The following is a 25167-nucleotide window of genomic DNA, read 5'->3' as shown; positions in this document are numbered from 1 at the left end:
GTGGTCAGCGGGGGTCGATGAGGTCGGGGGCGGTCCAGCCGTTGACGTCGTACTCCGACATGCACTCGTCCACCATGGACATGAAGCCGTCGAGCTGGCCGGTCGCCTGGGCGCCCTTGTAACTCAGCATCTTGACCATCTCGTGGCTCCCGCCGTAGTTGCGTTCGTACAACTCGTGGCGGCTGCCGAACTCCGAACCCATGGCGTCCCAGATGAGCTTGATGACCTTCATCCGCTCGTCCCCGGTCGCCCCGTTGCTGCCGCGGGCGTACTTGTCGAGGTAGCCCGCCAGCTCCTCGGAGCCGAAGTCGCTGCTGTGGGAGTTGGTGTAGATCAGTGCGCTGGCCAGGTCCTGCTGGAAGATCTCGCGCACCCGCGGGTACAGCACGCCGAGCATGACGCGGAAGACCTCACCGGCCTCGGCGTTCGGCACGACCGAACCGTCGGACCAGCGCTCGGCACCCTTGACCATGGCCCTGGCCAGCGTCCAGAACAGGTGGCGGTAGGTGATCATCTCGCCGATGCGCACCTGGACGCCGTAGAAGTCCTTGGCGCCGGTCATCTCCAGGCCCTTGAGGAACAGCCCGCAGATGAAGTCGAGCTTGACCGCCAGCCGGACGCATCCCTGCAGCCGGCCGCGCAGCGCGAACCCGGAGCCGATGAAGAAGGAGTTCGCCTTCGCGATGTCGTCATAGCAGAACACGTCCTCCCACGGGACGAGCACCTTGTCGAACACGAGGATCGCGTCGTTCTCGTCCAGGCGGCTCGACAGCGGGTTGTCGAACGGGCTACCGCTGACGGCGGCGTTGTACTCGTAGGACGGACGACAGATCAGCTTCACGCCGGGCGCGTTCATCGGAACCGCGAAGGTGCCGGAGAACGCCTTGTCGCGCACCGGCAGCGGTCCCGCGTTGCTGATGAAGTTCATCTGCGAGTGGACTGAACCTGTGGCGACGACCTTGGCACCCGAGACGACGAGTCCGGCATCGGTCTCCTCCTCCACGTGCATGTAGGCGTCGCGGACCTCCTCCATCGGGCGGTTCCGGTCGATCGGAGGGTTGACGATGGCGTGGTTGAAGAAGGTGACCTGTTCCTGCGCCTTCCGGTACCAGCGCTTCGCGTTCTCCTGGAAGGGTGAGTAGTACTCCTCGTTCGAACCGAGCGTGGTGAGGAAGGCGGCCTTGAAGTCGGGCGTCCGGCCCATCCAGCCATAAGTCATCCGCGCCCAGGCCTCACAGGCGTCCGCGCCCCGCTGCAGGTCCTCGACGGTGTAGGGCGCCCGGAAGAATCCGTGCGTGTAGCCGTTGCCTCCGGTGTCGGTGGCGACGATCAGGTTCTTGTTGCGCTCGGTGTCGTGCAGGGCGTCGTAGAGCCGTGCGATCATCCTGCCGCTGTTCCGGAAGGCGATGTGGGAGGTGACGTCGGAGACCTTCTCTCCCTGGAACCACACCTCGCGTCCGTCGCGCAGGCTCTCCAGGTATTCCGCTCCGGTCGGCGGCTTGGACCCCGGGTTCTCCAGGATCTCGGACGTGACGTCCCAGGTGCGCTGCTCTTCCGTCATTGTGGATCTCCCCCTTTGTGGTGCTGCTACCAGGAAAAAGAAAGGTTCTGTTGCATCGCCGCGATCAGTTCGTTGCTCGCGGCCCAGCTGCGTTCACCGCTCTCGACGCGGCAGAATCCGCCTCCGAAGAAGCCGAGCGGCCGCGGCTCGGCCGCCCTGCCCTCGGACGCGTCGACGACCTCGCCGATGAACAGCCGGTGGTCTCCGGCCTCGTGCACTGCCCAGGGGACGCAGGCGATGTACGCCAGGCAGTCCCGGATGACGGGCGGCTCGTCTCGGCCGTCGGTGCCGGTGAAGGGGTCCCTGACCGAGGACTGCGGGACGCCGGCGAAGTGCAGCGCCAGGTCCCGTTGGCCGGCGGTCAGGATGTTGATCGCGAACGGACGGTCATGCAGGTTGCCGCAGGCCCTGGAACGCCGGTCCAGGCTGACCAGCGCCAGGGGCGGCTCCAGGGACACCGACGTGAAGGAGTTCACGGTCGCACCGCGCGGCACGCCGTCGTCCTGGTAGGTCACGACCGTCACGCCGGTGGCGAACTTGCCGAACACCTGCCGCAGCTCCCGCGGATCGATCCGGGTCATGAGGGCCGCCTCCCGCTGTCCGTTCACGGCGTGGACCTGGCGTTCGCTAGGCAACCGCCACCCCCTCGATCTCGAGTAGCAGCTCGGGCCAGACGAGGCCGGAGACGATGAGGAGGCTGTTGGCCGGGTACGGGCCGTCCGGCAGAAGCTCGGCGAAGATCTCCGACCGGGTCGCGTTGAATCCCGGGATGTCTCCGCGATTCACGACGAAGCAGGTCAGCTTCACGACGTTCGACCACTTCAGCCCGTCCACGGCCAGCACCCTGGTGAGGTTGTCGAAGACCGCGGCGGTCTGTTGCTCGATGGTCGTTCCCACCACCTCACCGGACGCGTTCACGGCGCACTGGCCCGCGATGTGGTAGGTGGAGCGCGCATTGTCGCTGCGGACCAGGAGCGAGTAGGGAGCGATCGGCGCGCTCACACCGTCGGCCTGCGAGAACGTGGTCAGATCACTCATTGTTCGGCTTCTTTCTCTTCGGTTCGTTGATTCGTGTCCAAGAACGTCAGCACGAGTTCGTTGAACAAGTCCGGCTGCTCGAATTGCGGCCAATGCCCCGCCATGCTGATCTCTGCGTACGACGCCTCCGGGATGTACCGGCTCAACCTGCGCGAGGTCTGCGGCGGGACGATTCTGTCGGCGTCGCCGGTCAATACCAGGGTGGGACAAGGGATACGGCCCAATTCCTCGGGCCTGAGGAGATTTCGGGACCGCACGTCGGGATCCTGCAACCGCAGCGCGTATTCCATTCGCCGTCCCGCGTCGGCCTGCGAGTAAATGGCCATGCGGCAGCGCACGAGCTCATCGGTGGCGTGCTCGGGGCGGCCCATGATGGCTTCCAGCCGGCGCCGTACCGAAGCCTCCGTCGCATGCTGGACCGCGTCCAGGCTCTGCCAGCGCACGGTCCGCATCCTCGACACATCACTGTCGAGGCCGCCGGCACCGACGAGCACCAGCCGCTGGACCCGCGCACCGTTCTGCGCGGCGAACCGGCCGGCGATCCACCCGCCGAGGGACTGGCCGCAGAGCAGCAGGGCGGAGATGCCCAGCTCCTCGGTGATGCCCTCCAGGTGAGTGATGTAGTCGGCGATCTCGTACGCCCGCTCCGGAGCGCTGGACCAGCCATGCGCGGGCAGGTCGTAGAGGATCACCCGGTGGCGCTCGGACAGAGCGGCCGCGTTGTGGATGAAGGCCTCGGCATGCCCGCCGGTGCCGTGCACCATGATCAGCGGCGGCGCGTCGGCCTCCCCGAACTCGAGGATGCGGGTGGAGACGCCGTCAATGTGCCGCCAGTACGTGCGTGAGGGCACGTTCGCGATGGAGGACCAGAAATGGTCCGTACGTTGGGGCACGGCCACTCACCCGCCGCTCTTCGACAGGTAGCTCTCCTGGATCCGCGGGTCGCTCCGCACCTCCGCGGCCGGGCCGCTCAGCGCGACCTTGCCCGATTCCAGGATGTAGGCGTGCTGCGCCAGCGCCAGCGCGACGCGCGCGTTCTGCTCGACCAGCGCGATGGTGATGCCTTCGGCGCCGATGCCGCGGATCAGCCCGGCGATCTCCAGGACCATCTTGGGCGACAGACCGAGTGTCGGCTCATCGAGGAGCAGCACCTTCGGGTCGCGCATGAGGGCGCGTCCGATGGCCAGCATCTGCTGCTGGCCGCCGCTGAGCGTCCCGGCGGCCTGGGAGCGGCGCTCGTGGAGCAGCGGAAGCCGGTCGAAGACGCCTCGCAGCCGGGCTTCGACGTCACGGCGCCGGCGGTCGTGCTGCGCGCCGATGAGGAGGTTCTCCTCGACGCTCATCCGCGGGAACACCCGGCGCCCTTCGGGTGAGTAACCGATGCCGGCGCGGATCACGGCGGTACGCCGCCTGGGCTGCTCGGTCCCGCCCATGACGACCGTTCCCTCCGAAACCCGGTGCAGGCCGGCCATGACGTTCAGCGTCGTGGTCTTCCCCGCGCCGTTCGCGCCGATGATCGCCGTCGTCGAACCGGACGGCAGCGCCATCGTGACGTCCGAGAGCGCCTGCACCGGCCCGTAGGTCGCCGACACCGACCGCATCTCCAGGGAAATCGCCTCAGACATGTTCGATTCCCTCCAGAGAGCCGCCCAGATACGCCTCGACGACACGGGGGTCGCCGGTGACGTCCTCCGGTGTCCCGTCCGCGATCACGCGGCCGAAGTCGAGCACGACGAGCCGATCGCAGAGGTCCGTCACGGCGCTCATCCGGTGCTCGATGAGGACGATCGTCGTCTCGCCCGACTGCGCCAGGGCCCGGAGCAGTTCGGTCATCTCCTGGACTTCCGGGTCGGTGAGGCCGGCCATGGGCTCGTCCAGGAACAGCATTCGCGGTCTGGTCGCCATGCCGATGGCGACACCCAGCCGCTTCCGCGCACCGTACGGCAGGTCATCGGCGGCGGCCCCTGCCCAACTCACCATGTCGAAGCGTTCGAGCAGTGACTGGGCTTCGGCCAGAGCCGTCCCATCCCGCTCGACCGGCTGGAGGCGGTGCAGCAGCCCGGTGCCTCGGCTCCGGCAGGCGACCACCAGGTTCTCGAACACCGAGAGTTCCCCGAACACACTCGAGTGCTGGAAGGTGCGAGTCAGGCCGTGGCGGACGATCCTCGCCGGCCCGATCCCGTTGAGCCGCCGCTCACCGAGCGCGATCGTGCCCTGCGACGGGGAGTCGAAGCCGCTGATCAGGTTGAACAGCGTCGTCTTCCCGGCACCGTTCGGGCCGATGATGCCCAACGTCTCACCCGGCAGGACGTTGAACGAGACGTCGTCAAGGGCCTGCAGGCCACCGAAGCTCTTCGACACGCCGGACAGCCGCAGGACCTGGCCTTCCCGAGGCCCCTCGCCATGGGCGGGCGCATCCTGAGCGACCTTCGGGTGCGGGCGGGCGTCCGGCTGGACACGCGTGTGCAGGGCCACCGCCATCGTCCGGCCACCGAACCGGCGCCCGAGCGTGGTGACGATTCCGGTCGGGACGGCCATGAGGATGACCAGCGTCGCGGCGGCAGTGAAGATGGCGACGTACTCCTCGGACCAGTTCGCCAGCACCGGGATCACGGCGAGCACGAAAGTTCCGACCACCGCGCCGACGAGATACCTGGACCCGCCGATGATCACGTACATCAGCACGTAGACCGACAACCAGAACGAGAAGCTGGACGGTGCGATGAACGACACGTAGCCGGCGTAGAAGGAGCCCGCGATGCCCGCGAAGAGGGCGCCGACCGCGAAGGCGACCAGCATGTTCGGGAAGGGCGAGATGCCGATCGACTGCGCGAGTTCCCGCGACTGGCCGAGCGCCTTGAGTCCGAGCCCCCAGCGGGACGACTCGATGAAGAGAAAGATCACGAAGACGAGTGCGGCCAGCGCGAACGTGAGCCAGTACCAGCCGGCGAGCGAGTCGACTCCCGCGGGGGACGAGATCCCGACGATGCCCGAGAAGCCGCCGGTGAGCCCCGTCCACGACTCGATGATCGACGACGCGACGATCAGGAAACCGAACGTCATGAGCAGGAAGTAGGAGCCGCTGGTCCGAAAGCTCGACACTCCGATGATCAGGGCGCCGACCGCCGCCACGAGGCCGCCGAGGGGGACGGTGAACCAGAACGGCATGCCGTGCTGCGTGGTCAGGATGCCCGTGGTGTAGGCGCCGAAGGCGTAGAACGCGCCATGGCACAACGCCGCCTCACCGGCCAGCATGAGAAGCCTGAGGCTGACGGCCATGATCAACGACAGGAACGCCAGGACGGCGACGTTGAGGTAGTACTCACCCGCCGTCAGGCCGAACGCGGCACCCGCGAGAAGGCCGAGAGCCGCGCTGATCTTCCCCCATTGACGCAGGCCTACCGGTCGGCTGGATCGAATGCTGTCAGGCATTTCCGAACACTCCCCGGGGTCGCAGGGCCAGGAAACAGAGCGCGACGGCGAAGCTGCTCCAGACGGCCGCTTCAGGAACCCAGTACGTCGAAATCGCGCTCTGCAGCAGTCCGATCGCGACGGCGACGATGAGGCTTCCCTTGACGCTGCCCATGCCGGCGACGATGACGATGACGAAGGCCAGGAGCAGGGGCGGCTGCCCCATCGACGGCAGGAGCACCTGCTGCGGAGCCACCAGCGCGCCGGCTGCTCCGGCGAGCGCGCCGCCGATCGCGAACGTCATGATCATCACTCGCCGGACGGCGATCCCCTGCAGCCGGGCCGCGAAGGGATCCTGCTGCGTCGCCCGCAGAGCCCGTCCGTGCCGGGTCCGGGTCACGAACAGGTGCAGTGCCGTCACCAGCACGACCGCGATCGCGATGATCAGCATGCGCTGGGCCTCGAGGTACACGCCGCCGAGCGCGACCACATCGGTGAAGGGGCCTGCGACGTTCTTGGGCGAAGCCCCGAACCAGACCAGTGCCAGGTTCTCCAGCAGGAGCGCCAGCAGGATGCCGGCGATCGCGCCCTCGAGCAGCAGGCCCTGGAACCTCCGGAAGACGGTGGCGGCCAGCGCCGCAAAGTAGCTCTGCTCCAGGACCTCGACCACGAAGTAGGTGGTGTAGGCACCGAACATGAACAGCACGCCGTGCGCGAAGTTCACCACGTGGAGGACCCCGAAGACCATCGTCAGGCCCACCGCGATGAGAGCCAGCGTCGCTCCGAGAGACAGCCCGTTGAAGAGCATCTGCAGGAACGAGGCGATGGAGGGGTTCACCAGCGGTTCGCCTCCGCGGCCGGCACCACGGTGACCTGCTTGAGGGTGCCGTCCTTCTGGATTTCGGCCACGGGGAAGTCCATCTCGATGACCTGGTTCAGGCCGTACTTGTCCTTGCCCCCGTACCGGACCTCGCCCACCGCACCGTCGAAGCTGACCTCCTGCATCGCCTGGCTGACCTTCTTCGTGTCGAGGGTGCCCGCCTTCTCGATGGCCGCCTTCAGCAGGAAGAGGTTGTCGTAGGCCAGAGCGCTCCACCCCTGGGAGGGGTCCCCGCCCTTGTGCTTCGAGATGTTGTCGGTCCAGTACTTGCCTTCCTCGCTGGTGAAGGCACCGAAGAACGGCGAGGAGACACTTCCCTCAACGCCTTCCTTGCCCGCGGCCTCGACGACGGCCGGCCGGTAGACGGTGTCCGGGAAGATGAAGTCCCCCTTGTACCCCCGCTGGCGTGCCGTTTTCACGATCCCGGCGTACTGGGACGGAGGCGTGCCACCGAACTGGATGACGTCCGGGCTCTTCGGCAGCACCTGGTTCAGCACCGGAGCGAAGTCCGTGGCGTCACGGGAGATGAAGACGCTGGAAGGCGTGGCGCCCAGCGACTTCGCGATGCCGTCGCTCTGCTCGGCGATGATCCGCCCGACCTCGTCGTCGGTGAAGATCCCCAGCACCTTCTGCACCTTCGAATCCTTCGACTTCAGGTACGAGAGCGAAGCCCCGAAGGACCGGGAGATGTCGTAGTAGAGCCGGAACGTGGTCGGATGGTCCTTGCCGAGGTACTGGTCGCCGCCGGCCAGCGCCATCACCATGACGTCGCGCTTCTCCGCGACGGGCTGCACGGCGGGAACGATCGACCCGCCGTCCACCTGGAGGAAGGAGACGCCGTCCTTGGTGATCGCCTGATTGGCGGCCGTCACCGCCTTGGTGGGGTCATAGGCGTGGTCGTAGCTCTTGAATTCGAACTTGTAGGTCTTTCCGTCGACCTTGACTCCGCCGGAGCCGTTGATGCGCTCGACGGCCGCGGCCATGGAGGCGTTCTGCGGTCCCCCGAAAGCCGCCGCAGGCCCGCTCAGGGCGGCGACGAGTCCCACCTTGATGCTTTCCGAACCGTCGCCCGAGGCACCCTCGCCGCAGCCCGTCAACCCCAGGGCAATTGTCGTGGCAGCGGCCACGGCGACCGTTGCTCTTTTCGTTGGACGCAGCTTCATGCCGTTCTCCTCCTGCTTGTGGCCACCGCGCACGACAGCCATGTGGGCGCACACCCTGAGGAAATATGCGTCGCCGACACTCAGACCAGAAAGGCCGGGTCCTTCGGCGGGTTCTGCAGCGCCGCGGCGTCTCGCGACTGCTGGAAGTAGAATTCGAACAGGATTCCGTCGGGGTCCCGGACGCACACGCTCTGCTTGGTGGCGTGGACGATCTGGCCCTCGACCCGGGCACCGGCGGCCCGCAGTCTTTCCATGACGGTTTCCAGTTCGATGGGGCTGCTCAGTTCGAAGCCGAAGTGGTGCATCCGGGGAGTGGTCGCATCCTCCCCGACCTGGAAGAGCCCCAGGTCCCAGGAGCCGACCGTCCCGGCGAAGACGGCGTAGCCGTCCGCGGCCGAGCCGGCGACGAGCGTCAATCCGACGATGTCGGCGTAGAAGTCGATGGATGTGGCCAAGTCCCTGACGAAGAGCGAGGCGCGCGCCGCACGATGGGGCTGCAACGGTGCACCTTCGACGGTTCGGCGTTCCGTCTCGACGACGTACTTGGGAACGTCCGAGGCGACCGCGGGGTCGGGCGTCCAGTCGCCTGTCAGCAACTGCTCGCTCTTCTCCTCCATGATCGCGCGCCAGTCGTCCTGCGAATCGGCATAGAACTCGAGGTAGTAGCCGTCCGGGTCGAACATGTAGACGCTGTAGGCGATCGTGTGGTCCACCGTCCGATGGACCGGCGCGCCGGCCGCCATGGCCCGCTCGTACGCCGCGACGAGGTGCGCCTCGCTCTCCATTTCCAGCCCGATGTGATTGAGCCCAGGCTTACGCTCCTCCTTCACCGGGACCTGCACCTGGCCGTCCCGACCGATCAGCGTCTTCTTCGGAATCTCGATGAGGCCGACATCATGATGGCTGTTGCCATTGCTCAGGAAACCCGCGCCGATGCCGGGCTCACGGAAAACGACCTGAAGGCCGAAGACATGCTCGTAGTAGGCCATGGAGCGTTCCAGATCGCTGACGAAGAAGTTTCCGTGCCCGATCCGGCGGGGCTTGAACTGGACGTCCTGCACGCTTTTGGACGCGTTCATGAGCGGGCTCCCATCTGAGAGTTGAAGCGTGGACTAGTGGCTTGCCGATGGGTCGGGCGGGCAGACGGTCTTCAGCGCCGTCCTGATCGCCACCGGGTCATGTCCGGGATCGGTGGCGGCGACCATGGTGAGTGCGGTCTGCGCCAGGTGCCTGGCCATCCGCTCACTCGCGGCCTGGGCGTCCCCGCTCAGACACGCGTTCAGGATCTCCTCGTGCTCCACGGCCGATCGGGTCCAGGCCTCGCCGGGGCGCCGGGTGACGTACAGGCTCCTGAACCGGCGTCCATGAGACTGCAGTTGATCGATGTGGCGCACGAGCTGCGCGCCCGCTTCCTCTATCAGACCGTCATGGAATCGCTGATGGGGGAGCTCCCACCCGTCGAAGTCGCCGCGCTCCGCGCACTCGTCCATCTCCACAAGGCACCCCCGCAATGCGGCGATCCGCTCCGCGTCGAGATGCGGAACGGTCATGCGCACGCCGAACGCTTCCAGCACGATGCGGCCGGCATAGGAGTGTTCGAGGTCGGTCACCGAAAGCGATGCGACGCGCATCCTGCGGTTGCGCTCGGACTCGACCAGCCCCTCGGCCTCGAGCATCCGGAGCGCCTCCCGGAGCGGGGTGCGGCTCACCTGCAACTGTTCGGCGAGCTGGACCTGCGACAGCGGGGTACCGGCGGCGAGCTGGCCGGAGAAGATCAGTTCACGGAGGATCGCCCGGATCTGCTCGGGACCCTCGAGCCCCTCGACGGCCAGACTCGAACCCGCCAGGTCGAATGCGCTGCTCATCGGCGCTCGTCCTCACCGTGAGGGCCGCCCGGCGCGGCCACCGTGTTCACCAGCCGGCCGACTCCGTCGATCTCGACGACCACCTCGTCCCCCGCCTGCAGCCATCGGGGCGGGTCGAACGACATACCGACGCCGTGCGGGGTTCCGGTCGCGATGATGTCCCCGGCTTCGAGGGTCATCAGCGTGCTGAGCTCGGCGATGATCTCGGCGACGGAGAACGTCATGTCCCCGATCAGCGCCTTCTGCACGGTGTCGCCGTTGACCCGTGTCACGATGTGCGACCGGGTGAGGTCCCGAACTTCGTCCGCGGTCACCAGAGCGGGGCCGCACGGCGCGAAGGAGTCGCAGCTCTTGCCCGGCAGCCACTGGCTTCCTCGCAACTGGAGGTCACGGGCGCTCACGTCGTTGAAGACCATGTAGCCGGCGACCTGCTCCAACGCCTCCTCCTCCGGGACGTCCTTGCATCGCCGCCCGATGACGACGGCCAGCTCTCCCTCGTAGTCGAGCTGCGCCGTCCGTGCGGGTGCCACGATCGGCTCGGCCGAGCCGATCAGTGCGTTGCGGTACTTGGGGAAGATCTCCGGGAAGGCGCTCCGCTCGAGACCCACCTCAGCGACGTGCCGCGGGTAGTTCAGGCCGATGCAAATGATCTTGTCGGGGTCCGGAATCGGGGGGCCCAGGCGTACATCCGCCACCGGAACCGCCCTGCCGCCGCCATGTCGCACGACATGCGTGTGCACCGCGTTCAAGTCGGCGGCGGACACCGACTCGAGGACGCTTCGCACGGAGACCCACGGGTACGCCGGCCCGTCCGCCAGCCCCACCCGTGTGGCGGCATCGGCAAGGTCGACCACGTTCCCCTCGACCAGAAGCCCCGCGCGCCACGCGGCATCTTGCTCGTACGTGACCAACCTCATCGCCTTCGCACTCCATCCTGTATACAGGTTTGTGTGAGGACAGTCTCAGACCTGCATGCAGGCTGTCAAGATGCCCGAGTGCATCCGCACTTAAGCTCGTCCTACGAGCTGCACTCTCGGGCTGCGCTGGACTAGATGCATACACTTGCTCGAATATCTGTGCACAGATCACCCCGTCCACGTACTCGGGAGGAAGACAGATGGCGTCCGCGCTTGAGGGAGTCCGCGTCCTCGACTTCGGGAGGGTGCTCGCCGCCCCGTACGCGACCATGTTGCTCGCCGACCTCGGGGCCGAAGTGCTCAAGATCGAGAGCCCGCAGGGTGACGACACCCGGCACTGGGGCCCGCCGTGGCGAGACGGCGAGTCGACGTACTTCCGGGCCGTGAATCGCAACAAGGAGTCCGTGGTACTGGATCTGCGCGACGCCGGCGACTCCGCCCGCGCGCGGGAACTCGTCACGACCAGTGACGTCCTGGTGGAGAACTTCCGACCGGGCACGATGGATCGCCATGGCCTCGGCTACGAGGCGGCGCGGAAGCTGAACCCGGGGATCGTGTACTGCTCCATCACGGGATTCGGCACCAAGGGAGGTCGCGAACTGCCGGGCTACGATCTGCTGATCCAGGCCACAAGCGGGCTCATGTCGATAACCGGCGAACCGGCCGCGCCGACAAAGGTCGGCGTCGCACTCATCGACGTCGTGACCGGCCTGCACGCCACCATCGGAATCCTCGCAGCCCTCCGCCACCGCAGCCGCACCGGAGAGGGACAGCGCGTCGAGGCGAATCTCCTCTCATCCGCCCTTTCGGCACTCACGAACCAGGCAAGCGCCTACGTGGAAGGCGGCATGACACCGACCGCCACCGGCAATGATCACCCTTCGATCGTCCCCTACGGTGTCTTCGAGGCCGGTGACGGCCCCATGGTCTTGGCCGTGGGAAACGACCGGCAATTCAGCTCACTCATGCGCACGCTGGGACGTCCCGACGTTGCCGAAGACACGCGCTACGCGACCAACGCGAAGCGCGTGGAAAACCGGCAAGACCTGGTGAAGCTCATCAACGGCCTGCTGGCGACGGCACCGAAGGCCGTCTGGATCACAGAGCTGACCAAGGCCGGCGTCCCGGCGGGACAGGTCAACAGCATCGCCGAGGCATTCAAGCTCGCCGAGGCCCTAGAGCTCGAACCTGTCATCGACCTGGTCAGCGGCGGAACAAAGTCACAGCAGGTCGCCAACCCGATCGGCCTGAGCCTCACACCACCCCGGTACGTCTCACCTCCACCAACTCTCGCGGCTGGTCGGCGCTCCGCTTCCCGTTCGTCCGAGTGCGCTCGGCCTCAGGTAAACGGTCACCATTGACATCTGCGGACGTCCGGCCGTTGAAAGCGATGCGAGATCGATTCGGTTGCCGCGTTCCGGTGTTCCACGATCGGTCGACGGCACGCGGACCGACGGTCGCGAGCCTCCGACCGCTGCCGACCATCCCGGAACTCGCCAGGACAGCGGCGCGCCCCGAGCCTCCTTGCAAGACGGATTCGCCAATGTAGGCCCTGGCTTTGGACAGCGACGCCGTCGGACCTGCTACAGCTGACGCTGTCGCTGGCGGTGATTCGGAGAACGTGACGGGATACCTATAGGCAGTGACGGTCCGCTCACTAGGCGAGTCAGACCGCGTGGTTGCTCCTGCACGCGCACCTAACGCTCCCTCTTCCTATGCAAGGGGACTGATCTTGTTTGGCAGTTGGTACTACGTGCGCGAGAGGCCGAAGGCTCGGGCAGCGGTAGGGATTTCGACGACGCTGAACAGTTCCGCCAGATCCTTGTATTTGAGTACCTGCATGACGTCCTCCAGGCCGTCTGAGATTCGGTTGATCACCTCGTTGGTGCAGCCGATTGTCAGGTGCAATACCAGCCTGAGTCTCAACTGCCGTCGCCGTCGTAGGGGGAAGATCGTCGGCTTGTGCGGTGATGTCAGCGAGGAGGCGTTAGAGCGGGTCAAGCAGACGGGTCTTTGTCGAGGTCTGCGCAGCGTTGACGCTGACCCCGACAGCGGGGTCGGCCAGCCTGGCGCCGTGGGCGTGAGCCGGCGGCCGATGACGCGATTCTGAAGTCGGCGGTGCTTATCTGCACCATGCAGCGGAGATCAAGGCGGTCTAGTCGGGGGCTTGGGATGTCATTGTGGGAAAGTAGGTTTTCCGCATGACTGAGGATGACTTCTGGGAGATCATTGAGGGTTGTCGGGGCGCGAGCGGCGGAGTCTTCGCCGAGCAAGTGCGATTGCAGCGTGCACGGCTGCTGCGACTCTCGATGGATGAATTGGTGAGCTTCGGTCATTGGTGGGAGGCGGTGGATGACCGGGCGTTCACGTGGCCGGTCTGGGATGTGGCGGCGTTGCTGTTGCAGGGGTGCAGCGATGACTCGTTCAGCGACTTTCGGGCATGGCTGATCGGTCAAGGACGGGAGGTGTTCGAGCGGATCAGTGACGAGCCGGATCGCCTGGCCGATGTGGCTGATGCCTGGTCGGACGCCGTTTGCGGGCATGCTGAGACATTCGGTCTTCAGGTCCTTGCGGTCTATGAGGAGCGCACGGGTTCGTATGACATGCCGGAGCGGGCGCCTGCCGGGCCTTCCGGGCTGACCGGTGAATCGGTGAACATCGAGGACGAGCGCATCGCGCGAGCTCACTTCCCTAGGATGGCTGCGATCCAATACGGACCTGACCTGCGTCAGGCATAGTGCCTGAGGTGCCCCGGATCTTCCGGACGTCTCCCGACCAGCGTTGGGGAGAAGCGGAAGGGAAGATCGTTGGCACGACAGGGGCGGCAATTCACCCGGGAGCACAAGGACGAGATCGTCCGCATGGTTTGGACAGCTCGCGCCCGTACCTCGGTTGCGAACCCTCGCAGGGGCGATGAGGACCCCACACGAAGCCGCAAGTTCCGTCGGCGCCAAAGAGCCCGGCCGTTGAGAGGCCGGTTTTTCGTCACCGCATCCGCCGTGATCGCGGACGGTCCAAAGTGATAGACGGGTGATAGAAGATCTTGGCGAAGGGTGCGCGAGGTGGCGATCAGGGCGCTGACCTGGGCGACCCCACTGGCTGGCCGCTGCTGTCAGCATTCGTTTGAACGGTCCGCACACGTCCCGCTCGGTGATGGTTCCGATCCGTGCCGCTCGGCAGGACGGCTGTCCGCACGGGCGGCGCGAAACGGGTCTGGCGGCCCGCACCGCCGCAGGACGGGCGGTGGTCTATTCGGTGATCCCGGCGTAGGCGATGACCTTCGTGGGGTGCAGCCGGACGACGACCTCGCCGGGCATCCCGTTGCGCTTGCCGAGTTCCTCGGCCTGGTCCGGGCCCGCGTACCGGGCGCCGGCCCGGGTGGCGACATCGACCAGCTCGTCCAGGTCGTCGCTCAAGGTCACCTCGCCGCGGGCCTCGACGTAGGCGAAGGGCGGGGCATCGTCGTCGACGCACAGCGCCGCGCGCGGATCACGCCGCAGGTTGCGCGTTTTGGCCGCTTGGCCGTTGGTAGTGAACGCGAACGCTTCGCCGTCGAAGACGTACCAGACGGGAGTGATGTGCGGCGTGCCGTCGGGTCCGACCGTGGAGAACTTCCCCGTGCGGGCCCCGCGTGTGACGAACTCGTGCCACTCCTTTGTCGACATGGTGTGCATCGGACTCCCCTTCTTTCGGTGCACCCCGAGGCGGATACCGCCGGAGCGTTCAGTGGCCGCTCACCCGGTCCTGGGGCGGTGGCGGGCGGGCACCGACGCCGCAACCAGCTCATAGGAGTCCGCGACCAGATCCTTGACCAGCGTGGCGGTGATCTCCCGGCCCGCGGCCAGGGAGATCCAGTGCCCCTTGTTCAGGTACCGGCCTACGGTGATTGATTCGTGCCGTTGCCGCAGTGACCGCGCATGCTCGGGCTCGGCCTTCACGGTGATGATCTGCTCGTGCGGGTCGTCGGTGACGATGAGGAAGACCTTCCCCGCCACCTTGTAGACATCCAGCTTGTCGGTGAACGGCCGTCCGTGACTGACCCCCGGAAGCTCGCTGGCCGTGCTGCGGGCCAGACGCTGAAGTCGATTGCCGGTGATGGCCATGTCCGGCTCACCCGGCGCCGAACCGCGTTGGGCCGACCGGCCGGGGGGACTTGGGCAGGTTGGCGACCATCAGCCGGTAGGACTTGGTGACCAGCTCCTTCACCAGCTTCTCATCGATCGAATCGCCCGGAGACAGCGTGATCCAGTGCCGCTTGTTCATGTGATGCCCGGGGAGATGTCCGCATACGCCTCGCACAATGCCCGGGCGTCGTCCGGACGCGACTTCAAGATCACCACCGGCCTGTCCGGGCACCTCGGTCACCAAAATGAACCAGGTCCACCATCCTGACGGCTTCCCAACCAGGCTCGAAGGAGTTCAGCTTGGTCGCCGGCAACTCCTCAGCCCGCTTCTGCGCCGTATCCTGCAAAGCCTTCCCGTTCAACGCGGCAACCTCCTCTTCGGTTGCGAGTACGGGCGCGCAACCTCGGCCTCGGCACGCCCACCCCCCCCGTCAGCCCAGTTCCATCACCGAACGCTTCAACAGGCATCTCAGCCCAATACCCGCCTGTTGGCGCATCCGCGCAGGAAGCGGTCATGTGTGCGCAAAGGATCCGCTGGCGCTCGGACCGGGCGCCCCTCCCGCACAGACGCGCGACGCTCCGGGGCACTCTGGACGGGGTTCCCCGGTCACACACGCTCAACTCTCCTTGCCGGATCCCTCGGCGTCCTCCGCGCGACGAGTGGACCGCCCCTGAGCGGGGCAGGGTCACGGTCGGCGACTATGCCGCGAAGTGGACATCATCCCGCACCTGGGCGCCGTGCCCTCGGCAAGCTGAGTACGGCCGTGATCCGCGAGTGGCGGTCGACGCTCCTCGCCTCCGGGGTGTCGGGGACCATGACCGCCAAGGCGTACCGGCTGCTGCGGGCCGTCCTCATGACGGCCGTTGAAGAGGACAAGATCCTCCTTCGGAACCCGTGCCGCGTGCGCGGTGCCGGCACCGAAGAGGCGGCCGAGCGTCCCGTCCTCACCGTGGCGCAGGTCTTCGACCTGGCCGAACGGGTCGGCGTGCGGCCGGTCGGCAACATCCGCAAACTCGACTCCGGCGAGTACCGCGTCCGGTACCGGGCCAAGGACGGCGACATGCGGCGGCTCCCGCAGACCTTCGCGACCCGACCGGACGCCGATCGGGCGCTGTGGAAGCTGGCGGAAGACGGGCGCGCGGACGTGACCAGAGACGATCGCCTGCGGGCGCTCATCCTCCTCGCCGCGTTCGCAAGCCTGCGGTGGGATGAGGTGACGGCGCTCCGGCAGTGTGACATCGACGTCGCCAACCGCACGGTCCGGGTCCGCGGTGCCTACGTCGAGCGGGCGAACGGTCAGATGATCCTGGGGCCGACCAAGTCACGGGCTGGCCTGCGCACGGTCGCGATTCCGGACGCGATCGTCCCTCACCTGGTCACGCACCTGACCAAGTACACGAAGAAGGGTGACGATGCCTCGTCTTCACGGGCGTCAAGGGCGGGCCGCTGCGGCGTAGCGGGTTCAACAAGCTGACCCGGTGGACGCCGGTCGTGGAGGCGCTCGGCGTCCCGAACCTGCACTTCCATGACCTTCGGCACACGGGGAACACGCTTGCCGCCGACATGGGCGTCTCCCTGCGCAACCTGATGGCGCGCATGGGCCACGACAACGAGCGGGCGGCGCTGCGGTATCAGCACCGGTCGAGCACCGCTGACCGTGCGATCGCGGACGGGCTCAACGCGCTCGTCCAGGCCGACCAGAAGCGGGACGGGGACGACGATGACGGGGCGGCGGGGTCACTGGTGCCCGTGGCCTAGTTGCACGCTAATTGCACGACAGTGATGTCAATCAAAAACGATCAAGGCCCAGCGTCCGGGATCATGCCCCTGACCTGGGCCTTCGTCGTGAGCGGGTGACGGGAATCGAACCCGCGCTGTCAGCTTGGGAAGCTGAAGTTCTACCATTGAACTACACCCGCGTGGGGCGCTGGGGGCGCCGCCATGCTGTGGATACTGTACCGGATCGTGGGTGTGGGTGGGGTGGGATAGCTTTTCAGCGTGCTGCTCTCCGATCGTGACATCAGGGCCGAGCTCGAGTCCGGGCGGGTGAAGATCGACCCGTACGAGCCCGGCATGGTCCAGCCGTCCAGTGTGGACGTGAGGCTGGACCGGTACTTCCGGGTGTTCGAGAACCACAAGTACCCGCACATCGATCCGGCTGTGGAGCAGCCGGATCTGACGCGGCTGGTGGAGGTCGAGGCCGAGGAGGCGTTCGTCCTGCATCCCGGGGAGTTCGTGCTCGCGTCGACGTACGAGGTGTTCGGGCTGCCGGACGATCTCGCGGCGCGGCTGGAGGGGAAGAGTTCGCTCGGGCGGCTCGGGCTGCTGACGCACTCGACGGCGGGGTGGATCGATCCCGGGTTCAGCGGTCACGTGACGCTGGAGCTGTCGAACGTGGCGACGCTTCCGATCAAGTTGTGGCCGGGGATGAAGATCGGGCAGATGTGCCTGTTCCGGACGAGTTCGCCGGCGGAGTACCCCTACGGGTCGGCGAAGTACGGGTCGCGGTACCAGGACCAGCGGGGGCCGACGCCGTCGCGGTCGTACCTGAACTTCCACCGGACGAAGGTGTAGCCCATTCGTTACCTGAACGTGATGAAAACACCCAAAAGATGAAACATGTTCTCTGGGCGGGTAGTTTCGGGTGACGCACAGGTACGGCGTCCGGTTGACAGCCTCTTTTGAGGCCCAGGCGCTCAGGGCGACCCGTTTCCGCGCATCGACGTGGGAACCCGGAAGGAGATCGTGTCAGTACTCCGCGCGGAAAGCGTCACCAAGCTCTTCGGTCGTAAGACGGCAGAGGCACAACGGAAACTGAAGGCGGGCGCCGATCTGAAGGCGGTCCGCGACCTCGGGGTGACACCCGCCGTGGTGGACGCCTCGTTCGAGGTCCGGCAGGGCGAGATCTTCGTGGTCATGGGCCTGTCGGGGTCGGGGAAGTCGACCCTCATCCGGATGCTGAACGGGTTGCTCGGGGTCACGTCAGGAAGCGTCGAGATCGACGGGCAGGACATCGCGAAGATGTCGCCGAAGGCGCTGCGGACCCTTCGCCAGAACAAGGTCAGTATGGTCTTCCAGCACTTCGCCTTGTTCCCCCACCGGACGGTTCTGGCCAACGCCGCGTATGGGCTCGAGGTCCGCGGCGTCGCGAAGGAAGAACGCGAGAAGAAGGCCCGTGAGTTCCTGGGTCTGGTGGGTCTTGAAGGCTGGGAGGACAAGCTCCCCGGCCAGTTGTCGGGCGGTATGCAGCAGCGCGTCGGGCTTGCGAGAGCGCTCGCTTCCGGAACCGACATCATCTTGATGGACGAGGCGTTCAGCGCCCTGGACCCGTTGATCCGCCGGGAGGTGCAGGACCTCCTTCTCGACTTGCAGGGCCGTTTCGGGAAGACCATCGTCTTCATCACGCACGACCTGAACGAGGCGATGCGCATAGGAGACCGCATCGCGGTGATGCGCGAGGGCCGGATCGTGCAGATCGGCACGGCCGAGGAGATCCTGACCGACCCGGCGAACGACTATGTCGCCCAGTTCGTCGCGGACGTGGACCGTACCAGGGTGCTAACGGCCTCGTCGGTCATGGAGAAGCCGCTGGTCACGGTGCTGGCGTCCACGGGGCCGCGGACGGCGCTGCGGACGATGCGCGAGCACCAGACGTCGGCGGCGTTCGTGATCGGACGCGACCGCACGCTGGTCGGCCGGGTCCGCGCCACGGTGATCGCGGACGCGGTGCAGGAGAACGTCCAGACGCTCGACGGGCTGATCGACCCGGAGGAGCCGGAGCCGGTGGCGCCGGACACCCCGGTCGCCGACCTGTTCGTCCGGGTCGCCGAGAGCGACCTGCCGGTCCCGGTCGCGGACGAGAACGGGACGCTGCTCGGCGTCATCCCGCGGGTGACGCTGCTGGCGGCGCTCGGCGCGATCAACGCGCACGTGGAGGACGTGGTCGAGCAGGAGCCCGAACTCGCGCTGGCGAAGGAGGGCGGCGACGGTGAGTGACGCGATCGAGCTGCCCCGGGTGCCCGTCGGAGAGTGGTTCGACAATCTGGTGACCTGGTGCACCGACAACCTGTCGTGGCTGTTCGACGGGATCGGTTCGGCGATCGAGTGGTCGGTCGACTCCCTGACGAGCGTGCTCGGGTTCCTGCCGCCGCTGGGCCTGACCGTGGTGCTGGCCCTCATCGCGCTGGCGATCAGCGGCTGGAGGCTCGGCGTGTTCACCGTCCTCGGCTTCGTGCTGATCGACAGTATGGAGCTGTGGGACGCGTCCATCGACTCGCTGGCCCTGGTCCTGGTGTCGGCGGTGGTGTCCACCGCCCTGTCGATACCGATCGGCATCGCGGCGGCGCGCAGCGACCTGGTGAGCCGGATCGTCCGGCCCGTCCTCGACTTCATGCAGACGATGCCGGCGTTCGTCTACCTGATCCCGGCGATCTTCTTCTTCAGCATCGGCTCCGTGCCCGGCGTGGTCGCGACGGTGATCTTCGCGATGCCGCCGGGAGTGCGGCTGACCGAGCTCGGCATCCGCGGGGTCGACCCGGAGATGGTGGAGGCGGGCGAGGCGTTCGGCACGCCGCCGAACCGGATCCTGACCCGCATCCAGATCCCGCTGGCCATGCCGTCCATCATGGCGGGCGTCAACCAGCTGATCATGCTGTCGCTGTCGATGGTCGTCATCGCGGGCATGGTCGGCGCGGGCGGCCTCGGCGGCGTGGTGCTGGAGGGCATCAACCGGGTGGACGTCGCGAAGGGCTTCGAAGGCGGCATCGCCGTCGTCATCCTGGCCATCTACCTGGACCGCCTCACCGGCGCTCTGGGCGAGGGCCCCAGCATGCTCCGCGCGCTGTTCGCGCGCGGCAAGGCCACCCGCGGAGCGGCCCCCCGCGACGTGGCCGCCCCAACGGCCGACCTCGTCGGCTGAGCCCGGCCGGACGGCGTCCGGCGGGCAGCCGGCGTGCACAGGCGTCCACAGGCGCCGGCGAAGGTTCCGCTCCCCCTACCTCTCACTGATGCAGGACGACGAAAGGATGGGCATGCGTTTCAAACTGAAGGGTCTGACGGTCGCGGCATTGGCGCTGACGCTCGGCCTGAGCGCCGCCGGGTGCGGCGACTCCGACTCGGGTGGGGGTGACGACAAGGAGATCACCATCGGCATGGTCTCGGGCTGGGCCGAGGGTGAGGCCGCGACGGCGCTCTGGAAGCGGCTGCTCACCGACAAGGGCTACGAGGTCGACGTCAAGACCCTCGACACGGGCCCGCTCTACGCCGGCATGTCGAAGGGGGACGTGGACCTCTTCCTCGACTCCTGGCTGCCCGGCACCCACGAGGACTACTGGAAGCAGTACGGCGACAAGCTGGAGAAGGTCGGCGCCTGGTACGACGCGGCGCCGCTGACGATCGCCGTCCCGGACTACTCGCCGCTGCAGTCCCTCGAGGACCTCAAGGGCAAGGGCAAGACGTACGACGGCAAGATCGTCGGCATCGAGAAGAGCTCCGGCCTGTACCGGGTGTCGCAGGAGAAGATGCTTCCCGCGTACGGCCTGCAGGACGAGTACAAGGTGACGACGTCCTCGACGGCGGCGATGCTGACCGAACTGAAGAAGGCCATCGACGCCAAGCAGGACATCGTCGTCACGCTGTGGCGCCCGCACTGGGCGTACGCGAAGTACCCGATCCGCGACCTGAAGGACCCGAAGGGCGCGATGGGCAAGCCGGACACCATCTACACCGTCGCCCGTGAGGGCTTCGGCAAGGACCAGCCGGACGTCGCCGGCTGGCTGAAGAAGTTCAAGATGGACGACAAGCAGCTGGGGACCCTTGAGGACCTCATGGAGAACAAGTACAAGGGCAACCCCGACGAGGCCGTCGACGAGTGGTTGAAGACCAACCAGAGCTACGCGACGTCCCTGACGAGCTGACGTACCGCGATGGATCGTCCGTCTTGACGCGGGCGACCGTCTCGGAGCAGTTCCCGTAGCGGAGGAAGGGCCGTCCGGTGATCCCGGGCGGCCCTTCGCCGTGCGCGGGGGTCATCCGGCGAGGCTCACGCTGAACAGGACGGCCGCGATCCCGAGCCCGGTGGCGCAGAGCGTCATGACGCGCGGGTGGACGCTGTGCGCCTCCGGCAGGATCTCGGCGGCGGCGAGGTACAGCAGGACGCCGGCGAACGTCCCCAGGTAGGGCCCGAGGACGGACTCCGGGACGGTCGCCAGCGTGCCGATCGCGGCGCCGGCGACGGGCGCGGCGGCGTCCGCGACCAGCAGCAGGACGGCGGGACGGCGGTCGGCGCGGTTCAGTGAGGCCGCCGTGAAGGTGTTGAACCCGTCCGCGAAGTCGTGCGTGACGACGGCCAGCGCGACGAACACGCCGACGTCGGTGCCGGACTGGAACCCGAGGCCGATGCTGAGGCCGTCCACCAGGCTGTGCAGGACGAGCGCGGACGCCGCGAGCAGCCCGCCCGCGCCCCCGCTCCCCTCGGCGCCGCCGCCGGCGCCGTGCGTGTGGACGTGCGGCGCGTACTCGTCCTCGTGCGCCCGGTGGATCGCGACGGCCTGCTCGACCACGTGCAGCAGGACGAACCCGCCCGCGAAGCCGATCATGGGCGCGGGCACGCCGAGCGGGTGGTGCCGGGTCATCTCCAGCGACTCGGGGATGAGGTCGAAGGCGACGACGCCGAGCATGAGCCCGCCCGCCAGCCCGAGGACGAGGTGCCGCCGGTCGCGGATCCGCATCGCCGCGAGACCGCCGGCGAGCGTCATCACGAACGCGAGGACGGACACGAGCACGGCCATCCCCGTGTCTTACCAGCGTGTCCCCGTTCAGAACCTCATCGGTGGAAGTGCCGCCCGCCCGGCGCGCACCCGCGGCCCCGGGACGCGCCGAGCGGACGGACGATCATCAGAACCCGTCGCCGTCGACCACGGCCTCGGCGGGCGGGCGGCGGACGTCCACCCGCGTCCCGTAGGCGAGGTACTCGATGCGGTTGCCGGGCCCGCCGTCCAGCCGCAGCACGTACGGCTCCCCGCTCGTCGCGACCTGGATCGCCACGCCGGGCCCGCCGGTGAGGGTGAGGGCGGGCGTTCCGGCGACCGTCCCGGCCGCGCCCTTCTTCCAGGTGCCGGCGGCCTTCAGGGCCTCCTTCATCAGGGACGTCCGGTCCGTGAGGGCGGCCAGGTCCTTGAAGTCGGCGCTCTTCGCGGTCGTCCGGAGGTGCTTGCCGGAGAGCAACTGCACCGCGCTCTTGCCCCCGATGTCCGTCAGGAACGCCTTGTTGCCCTTGATGTAGACGTCCTTGCCGATCCTGGTGATCTCGACGCGCTGCTTCCCCTGCTGGAACCAGCCGGTCGCCTCCGTCGCCCCCGCGAAGCTGAAGTCGAACGCGACCTTGCCGTCGCCGTCGTCGATCTGCCCGCGCATCCGCAGGTAGCGGGCGGCCGCCGTCGCCTTGCGGGCGCGCGCCAGGATCTCGGCGGGCCGCAGCTTCTCCACCCCGTTGGACGCCGCGGCGGTCGCACCGGCGGTCGCACCGGCGGACGGACGCGCGGGCGCCGACGCCGTCTTCGATGTCGTCGCGGCGTCCTCGGCGGGCCCGCAGGCCGCGCCGGACGCGAGCACGAGGACGATCACGGCCGACACTCCGCCGGCCCGCAGTCGATGCTGAGGCATCCGCTGTTCCCCCTTTTCACCTTCATGGGACATCGCCCTGGATGTCCGGAAAGAGCCTGTCGCGGGCGGATGCGGGATGACTGTCGTTATGCTGCGGTCACTGCGCCCCTGCTGCCGAACGACTGCCGGGGACGGGGGACGGGAGGTGGTCGCGGTGCCGCGCGAGGGATCGTCACCGCGCTTCGAGATCCTGGGCCGGCCGACCGCCTGGCGGGACGGACGGGAGCTCGACCTCGGGCCGGGCAAGCAGCGGGCGGTGCTCGCCGTCCTGCTCCTGACGCCCCGCCGCCCGGTGCCGACGGCGTCGATCGTGACGGCGGTGTGGGGGGACGATCCCCCCGACAACGGGGCGAACGTCGTCCAGAAATACGTGGCCGGGCTGCGCCGCGTCCTGGAACCGGACCGCTCCCCGCGCACTCCGGGACGGCTTCTGACACTCACCGCCGGCGGATACGCCCTGCACGTCCCGCCGGAGGGCCTCGACACCGAGGTCTTCCAGGAGCGAGTGAAGGCGGCGCAGGCGGCCGAGGACGCGGCGCAGACCGAGGAGATGCTCCGCGAGGCACTGGCCATGTGGCGCGGCCCGGCGCTGGCGGGCCTGACCGGCGCCTTCTTCGACGCGGCCCGCAACCGCCTGGAGGAGATGCGCGCGGCGGCCCTGGAAGCGTGCGCCGAAGCCGGCCTGGACGCCGGCGAGCACACGCGCCTGGTGCCCGAACTGCTCCGGCTCGTCGCCGAGTTCCCCCTCCGCGAGGGCTTCCGCTCCCTGCTCATGCTGGCGCTCTACCGCTCCGGCCGCCAAGCAGAGGCCCTGGCCGCCTACCGAGACGCCCGCGACTTCCTGGCAGACGAGTTCGGCGTAGACCCCGGCGAACGCCTACGCGCCCTCCACCAGGCCATCCTCCGCTCCGACCCAACCCTGACCCCACCCAAAAGGAACACCCCCACACCACCCCCACAGACCACCCCGCCGACCAACCCCCCACCCAGCCCCCCGGCAGCCGACCTGGCGCGCAGCACCACACCGGCCGACCCCGAACACAACGCTCCCCCGGCCGACGTCGCGCACGGCGCTCCACCAACCGACGATCCCGGCAGCGCCTCGCCAATCGCCCCGGCGCACGGCACTCCGACGACCGAACACGTCCTCGGTGCCTCGCCAAACGACCCGCCGTCCAGCGCTCCTGCGAGCGGGCTGCCACACGGCACTCCACCAACCAACCCCCGGCACAACGCTCTCCCGGCTGATCTTGCGCACGGCACTCCGGCGACCGGACTGCACCAGAACGCCTCACCAGCCGACCCGGCACACGCTGCTGCGGCGACCCGACAGCCACACGACGCCCAGCCGACCGACCTGCCGTCCAGCGTTGCGGCTAGCGCGGGGTCGCACGACGCCGCGCCTACCAACCCTCCGCACGGTGCTCTCCCAGCCGACTCGGCGCACGGCGCTTCACCGGCCGGGATGCCACACAGCACCCTGCCAACCAACCCCGTGCACGGGGCCCAGCCGACCGAGCTGCCGTCCAGCGTTGGGGCGAGCGGGGGGTCGCACGGCGGTTCCCATGCTGGCCTGGCGCACGCTGCTGTTGCGGCGGGATTGCCGCACGGCGCCGCGCCGGCCGACCCCTTGTACGGCGCTCCGGTGGCTGAGGTGGCGCTCGGTGGTGCGGTGAGAGGGGTGCCGGATGGTGTTCGGACTACCGGCCTCGTGCACGGCGGTGTGGCTGGTGGGCTGCCGTACGGCGTTGCGTCCGGCCATGGTCTGGGCGCGGCGGCGCAGGAGGCGGTTCGGGGCGGGGTTCCGGCTGAGGTGTTGTACGGCGCTCTGCCGGTTCACGATGTCCTGACTTCTGGTGCGGGGCCCCGGCTTGGAGCGGTGGGGGGTGGGCGGCGGGTTTCGTGGGCTTTGCGGGCCGTGCTCATGGGTCTTCCGCCGCTCAGTTTCGGGCTGGTCACCTGGGCTCTGGTCGCCTACTACGCGGCGCGGCGGCGGAGTCGGGCGCTGGCGGGGATGGCGGTCGGGTATCTGGCGCTGTCGGTCGTCTTCCTCGTGGGCGCCACCAGCGGTGATCCCGAGCAGAGCAGCCCGTGGGACGGGCCGCTCTTCTTCGCGCTGCTGGCGACGATGTTCGGCGGTGCCGTGCACCTCGCGCTTCTCACGGCCGAATCGCCGGGCGGGGTGAACGTCCAGTTGATCGAGCGGAGGGCCCGGCGGGAGCAGGCGCGGTCGCTGGCGGCGCACCACCCGGTGATCGCCCATCGGCTCGGTATCGGACGTCCCGACCTGGCGACCGGGTTCGATGACGGCGGGCTGGTCGACGTCAATTCGGCGCCCGAGCATGTGCTCGCCTCGCTGCCCGGGTTGGACGCCCACCACGCGAAGCTCATCGTGCTCGCACGGGCGGCACAAGGGCCGCTCGCGTCCGTGGACGATCTCGTGGCCCGGCAGATCCTGCCCTACCAGGTGGTGGACGCCCTCCGCGAGATGATGATCGCCGTCCCGCCGATGCGGGACACCGAGCTCGTCCTGTGACGTGAAAGT

The 25167-nt window shown here is 67.9% G+C and carries 24 protein-coding genes, 1 tRNA gene and 1 pseudogene; 9 read left to right on the top strand and 17 right to left on the bottom strand.

Going from position 1 to position 25167, the window contains the following annotated elements:
• Positions 1-4 precede the first annotated feature (4 nt).
• The 11 genes from ABFX46_RS11170 to ABFX46_RS11120 are packed head-to-tail and all read right to left on the bottom strand — an operon-like array spanning position 5 to position 10613.
• Positions 5-1561 (bottom strand): 4-hydroxyphenylacetate 3-hydroxylase family protein, encoded by a 1557-nt coding sequence (locus tag ABFX46_RS11170; protein WP_346041668.1) that lies wholly within the window; start codon positions 1559-1561, stop codon positions 5-7.
• 26 nt (positions 1562-1587) lie between these two features.
• Entirely contained in the window at positions 1588-2169 is a 582-nt protein-coding gene (locus ABFX46_RS11165) for a flavin reductase family protein (protein ID WP_346041666.1), read from the bottom strand.
• A 19-nt stretch (positions 2170-2188) separates the two neighbouring features.
• Positions 2189-2599, bottom strand: a complete 411-nt coding sequence (locus ABFX46_RS11160) for a RidA family protein (protein WP_346041664.1) — start codon at positions 2597-2599, stop codon at positions 2189-2191.
• The gene (locus ABFX46_RS11155) at positions 2596-3492 is read right to left on the bottom strand and encodes an alpha/beta fold hydrolase (RefSeq protein ID WP_346041662.1); all 897 of its coding nucleotides are present in this window, start codon (positions 3490-3492) and stop codon (positions 2596-2598) included. Before ABFX46_RS11155 ends, ABFX46_RS11160 begins: the two co-directional genes overlap by 4 nt.
• A 6-nt stretch (positions 3493-3498) precedes the next feature.
• The gene (locus tag ABFX46_RS11150) at positions 3499-4224 is read right to left on the bottom strand and encodes an ABC transporter ATP-binding protein (protein ID WP_346041660.1); all 726 of its coding nucleotides are present in this window, start codon (positions 4222-4224) and stop codon (positions 3499-3501) included.
• Complete coding sequence (locus ABFX46_RS11145) at positions 4217-6031, bottom strand: branched-chain amino acid ABC transporter ATP-binding protein/permease (protein WP_346041658.1); 1815 nt, start codon at positions 6029-6031, stop codon at positions 4217-4219. Before ABFX46_RS11145 ends, ABFX46_RS11150 begins: the two co-directional genes overlap by 8 nt.
• Positions 6024-6848, bottom strand: coding sequence for a branched-chain amino acid ABC transporter permease (locus ABFX46_RS11140; protein ID WP_346041656.1), 825 nt, complete (start codon positions 6846-6848; stop codon positions 6024-6026). The genes ABFX46_RS11145 and ABFX46_RS11140 overlap by 8 nt, the downstream gene beginning before the upstream one ends.
• Complete coding sequence (locus tag ABFX46_RS11135) at positions 6845-8095, bottom strand: ABC transporter substrate-binding protein (protein WP_346041654.1); 1251 nt, start codon at positions 8093-8095, stop codon at positions 6845-6847. Before ABFX46_RS11135 ends, ABFX46_RS11140 begins: the two co-directional genes overlap by 4 nt.
• A 38-nt stretch (positions 8096-8133) precedes the next feature.
• Positions 8134-9132 (bottom strand): VOC family protein, encoded by a 999-nt coding sequence (locus ABFX46_RS11130; RefSeq protein WP_346041652.1) that lies wholly within the window; start codon positions 9130-9132, stop codon positions 8134-8136.
• A gap of 33 nt (positions 9133-9165) precedes the next feature.
• Positions 9166-9918 (bottom strand): GntR family transcriptional regulator, encoded by a 753-nt coding sequence (locus tag ABFX46_RS11125; protein ID WP_346041650.1) that lies wholly within the window; start codon positions 9916-9918, stop codon positions 9166-9168.
• Complete coding sequence (locus ABFX46_RS11120; protein ID WP_346041648.1) at positions 9915-10613, bottom strand: fumarylacetoacetate hydrolase family protein; 699 nt, start codon at positions 10611-10613, stop codon at positions 9915-9917. The genes ABFX46_RS11125 and ABFX46_RS11120 overlap by 4 nt, the downstream gene beginning before the upstream one ends.
• A 422-nt stretch (positions 10614-11035) precedes the next feature.
• Here ABFX46_RS11120 and ABFX46_RS11115 point away from each other — a divergent pair, with 422 nt between their 5' ends.
• The gene (locus ABFX46_RS11115) at positions 11036-12196 is read left to right on the top strand and encodes a CaiB/BaiF CoA transferase family protein (RefSeq protein WP_346041646.1); all 1161 of its coding nucleotides are present in this window, start codon (positions 11036-11038) and stop codon (positions 12194-12196) included.
• Positions 12197-13036: 840 nt separating this feature from the next.
• Entirely contained in the window at positions 13037-13573 is a 537-nt protein-coding gene (locus tag ABFX46_RS11110) for a DUF4240 domain-containing protein (protein ID WP_346041644.1), read from the top strand.
• Between the two features lie 510 nt (positions 13574-14083).
• Here ABFX46_RS11110 and ABFX46_RS11105 read toward each other — a convergent pair.
• The 3 genes from ABFX46_RS11105 to ABFX46_RS11095 form a co-directional block, all read right to left on the bottom strand.
• Positions 14084-14500 carry a PPOX class F420-dependent oxidoreductase gene (locus ABFX46_RS11105; protein ID WP_346041642.1) on the bottom strand — a complete coding sequence of 139 codons (417 nt, stop codon included), beginning with the start codon at positions 14498-14500 and terminating at the stop codon, positions 14084-14086.
• A 69-nt stretch (positions 14501-14569) separates the two neighbouring features.
• Entirely contained in the window at positions 14570-14938 is a 369-nt protein-coding gene (locus ABFX46_RS11100; RefSeq protein ID WP_346041640.1) for an MmcQ/YjbR family DNA-binding protein, read from the bottom strand.
• 7 nt (positions 14939-14945) lie between these two features.
• Positions 14946-15098 carry an MmcQ/YjbR family DNA-binding protein gene (locus ABFX46_RS11095; protein ID WP_346041638.1) on the bottom strand — a complete coding sequence of 51 codons (153 nt, stop codon included), beginning with the start codon at positions 15096-15098 and terminating at the stop codon, positions 14946-14948.
• Positions 15099-15723: 625 nt separating this feature from the next.
• On the opposite strand from ABFX46_RS11095, the gene ABFX46_RS11090 reads away from it, so the two are divergent.
• Both ABFX46_RS11090 and ABFX46_RS11085 read left to right on the top strand, forming a co-directional pair.
• Entirely contained in the window at positions 15724-16434 is a 711-nt protein-coding gene (locus ABFX46_RS11090) for a site-specific integrase (RefSeq protein WP_346041636.1), read from the top strand.
• Entirely contained in the window at positions 16407-16718 is a 312-nt protein-coding gene (locus ABFX46_RS11085) for a tyrosine-type recombinase/integrase (protein ID WP_346042137.1), read from the top strand. Before ABFX46_RS11090 ends, ABFX46_RS11085 begins: the two co-directional genes overlap by 28 nt.
• Positions 16719-16808: 90 nt before the next feature.
• On the opposite strand, the gene ABFX46_RS11080 is transcribed toward ABFX46_RS11085, so the two are convergent.
• A tRNA-Gly gene (locus ABFX46_RS11080) sits at positions 16809-16879 on the bottom strand.
• 79 nt (positions 16880-16958) lie between these two features.
• On the opposite strand from ABFX46_RS11080, the gene dcd reads away from it, so the two are divergent.
• From dcd to ABFX46_RS11060, 4 genes and pseudogenes are all read left to right on the top strand, one after another.
• Complete coding sequence (gene dcd / locus ABFX46_RS11075) at positions 16959-17534, top strand: dCTP deaminase (RefSeq protein WP_131943466.1); 576 nt, start codon at positions 16959-16961, stop codon at positions 17532-17534.
• A 171-nt stretch (positions 17535-17705) separates the two neighbouring features.
• Positions 17706-18956 (top strand): quaternary amine ABC transporter ATP-binding protein, encoded by a 1251-nt coding sequence (locus ABFX46_RS11070; RefSeq protein WP_346041634.1) that lies wholly within the window; start codon positions 17706-17708, stop codon positions 18954-18956.
• 160 nt (positions 18957-19116) lie between these two features.
• A pseudogene (locus tag ABFX46_RS11065) lies at positions 19117-19773 on the top strand (ABC transporter permease); the annotation flags it as partial.
• A 217-nt stretch (positions 19774-19990) separates the two neighbouring features.
• Positions 19991-20875 carry a glycine betaine ABC transporter substrate-binding protein gene (locus ABFX46_RS11060; protein ID WP_346041631.1) on the top strand — a complete coding sequence of 295 codons (885 nt, stop codon included), beginning with the start codon at positions 19991-19993 and terminating at the stop codon, positions 20873-20875.
• A 111-nt stretch (positions 20876-20986) separates the two neighbouring features.
• Here ABFX46_RS11060 and ABFX46_RS11055 read toward each other — a convergent pair whose 3' ends face one another.
• Complete coding sequence (locus ABFX46_RS11055) at positions 20987-21748, bottom strand: ZIP family metal transporter (protein ID WP_346041629.1); 762 nt, start codon at positions 21746-21748, stop codon at positions 20987-20989.
• A gap of 106 nt (positions 21749-21854) precedes the next feature.
• The gene (locus ABFX46_RS11050; protein ID WP_346041627.1) at positions 21855-22622 is read right to left on the bottom strand and encodes a hypothetical protein; all 768 of its coding nucleotides are present in this window, start codon (positions 22620-22622) and stop codon (positions 21855-21857) included.
• Between the two features lie 154 nt (positions 22623-22776).
• On the opposite strand from ABFX46_RS11050, the gene ABFX46_RS11045 reads away from it, so the two are divergent.
• Entirely contained in the window at positions 22777-25158 is a 2382-nt protein-coding gene (locus ABFX46_RS11045; protein ID WP_346041625.1) for a BTAD domain-containing putative transcriptional regulator, read from the top strand.
• The last annotated feature ends 9 nt before the right edge of the window (positions 25159-25167 follow it).

This window comes from Actinomadura chokoriensis, assembly GCF_039529475.1.
Taxonomy (GTDB): Bacteria; Actinomycetota; Actinomycetes; order Streptosporangiales; family Streptosporangiaceae; genus Spirillospora; species Spirillospora bangladeshensis.
Note: the sequence above shows the minus strand (reverse complement) of the source record. Positions and strands in the feature narration are given on the sequence as shown.